This window comes from Paenibacillus sp. N119s (assembly GCF_059447605.1).
In genome coordinates this window covers 1-1,705 of the sequence record NZ_JCAJRU010000429.1, presented here as the reverse complement: position 1 = coordinate 1,705, position 1,705 = coordinate 1, and the positions used below count along the sequence as shown (strand labels likewise).

Annotated in this window: 3 protein-coding genes; 2 read left to right on the top strand and 1 reads right to left on the bottom strand. The window is 41.9% G+C overall.

Features of this window, described 5'->3' with window-relative positions; all coding sequences use genetic code 11:
• Positions 1–155: 155 nt before the first annotated feature.
• Both AC5V8P_RS25480 and AC5V8P_RS25475 read left to right on the top strand, forming a co-directional pair.
• Positions 156–713, top strand: coding sequence for a hypothetical protein (locus tag AC5V8P_RS25480; protein WP_013371897.1), 558 nt, complete (start codon positions 156–158; stop codon positions 711–713).
• A 79-nt stretch (positions 714–792) separates the two neighbouring features.
• Entirely contained in the window at positions 793–1,098 is a 306-nt protein-coding gene (locus AC5V8P_RS25475) for a DUF1292 domain-containing protein (RefSeq protein WP_064796285.1), read from the top strand.
• 110 nt (positions 1,099–1,208) lie between these two features.
• On the opposite strand, the gene AC5V8P_RS25470 is transcribed toward AC5V8P_RS25475, so the two are convergent.
• A partial coding sequence (locus AC5V8P_RS25470; RefSeq protein WP_495474039.1) for an Orn/Lys/Arg family decarboxylase occupies positions 1,209–1,705 on the bottom strand: 497 nt, incomplete at its 5' end.

The following is a 1,705-nucleotide window of genomic DNA, read 5'->3' as shown; positions in this document are numbered from 1 at the left end:
CGTATTTTAACATCTAGTCTACGGGAACTAAAGATTTGGCCCCTTATGTAAAAACTTTGGACAATTTGTGAAGCACAGCGCAACTTGTGCGGCTAAGCTAGGTATAAATGTACGACAGATGGTTTTTAACAGATGATGATGGAGGGATACGTAGTATGAAATGGAGAAAAGTGATGGCCCTAGTGATGGCCTTTTCAATAATGGGAGGGACCGTCATTTCGGCGGAGTCCGCCAAGGACCAAGTGCAGTTGATTATTAACGGAGAAGTGTCAAAAGATGGTGCAGTTGTCATTGATGGGAAAACTTATGTGCCTATCCGTGATTTTAACGGACTTGTAAATTTTGATCCTTCTGGTGGAAAGGTTGTTTTCGACCAGCCGAACGTGCATATGTTCCTGTTCAAGGGGGATACTGTGTTTGGTAACGTGAATAAAGGTAACAAAGTGAAGTTTAATGTGTTCAGTCAAATTGATACCCTGAAAACAGATATTTCCGGAGTGAAAGTAGCAATTACCGATCCTTCGGGCAACGTAAAGGATATTCAGTCCCAAGATATCAAAGGAGCGCAAAAGGATAACTTCTGGTTCCGTACAAACGATTTTACGTATGATTTCAAAACAGCAGGGAATTATCGTGTCGGTTTCTACATTAAAGAAAGTAAAGATGGTAGTTACACACTGGTGTCCGAAAAAGTCATTACAGCGATAAATTAGGCATACCACAAATTGACCTGCACTCTTGATCATGTTACGATACGAGGGAAAATAAAACAATTTGAAGGTAGGTATTTCCATGAGTGATCACAAACATGAACACGGTGAAGCCTGCAACCACGATCATGACCACGAACATGAAGAAATGGTTCTTACGCTAACTGATGAAAACGGCAAAGATGTAGAAATGGTGCTGGTAGAGACCTTTGACGTAGAAGATCACGTTTATGCTCTTTTGCTTGAGCGAGGCAATCCTGAAGCGGATGGCATCATTCTTCGTATGGAAGAAGAAAACGAGGAAATGGTGCTTTACAATATTGAGGACGAAGATGAGTGGAAGCGTGTAGAAGCTGCATACAGCGAGCTTATTGCCCAATACGAATAAGATTGGATACAGCTGTTCTTGCTCTTCAAAACACTAGAAAAGCCCCCAAATGGGGGCTTTTTTTGTTGACTGTCAACATTTTTTTGCAAGCAGGTGCTAACGGATCATAATTAAGAAATAGCGTCAGTTTCAACGATAACCTTCACCTGATGTACCGTCCGATCCTCAGGTCCTTTAACCGGCAGGCCTACTTCCACATGATCTACAATATAATCAATATTGTCCTGCGAAATAACTTCTCCCGGTAATAGGATCGGGATGCCTGGCGGATATACGTAAATGAATTCTGCAATGATGCGACCAGCAGATTCCTTAAAAGGCACAATTTCTGTATCTCCATAAAAAGCGTCTCTCGGAATGAGGGAGAGCTGCGGTATATCCGGTATCTTGACAACCAGTTCATGCTGCTGACCTGTGGAATAGTGTAGTGAAGCCAGCTCTCGCAAAGCTTTTAGTAAAATGTCAATTTCCTCTTTGGTATCACCAGGGGTCACCAAACAGAGAATATTGTACATATCGCTAAGCTCAACCTCGATATTATAATGATCTCTCAGCCAATTTTCCACATCATATCCGGTAAGGCCTAAATGGCGAATATGAACGGTGA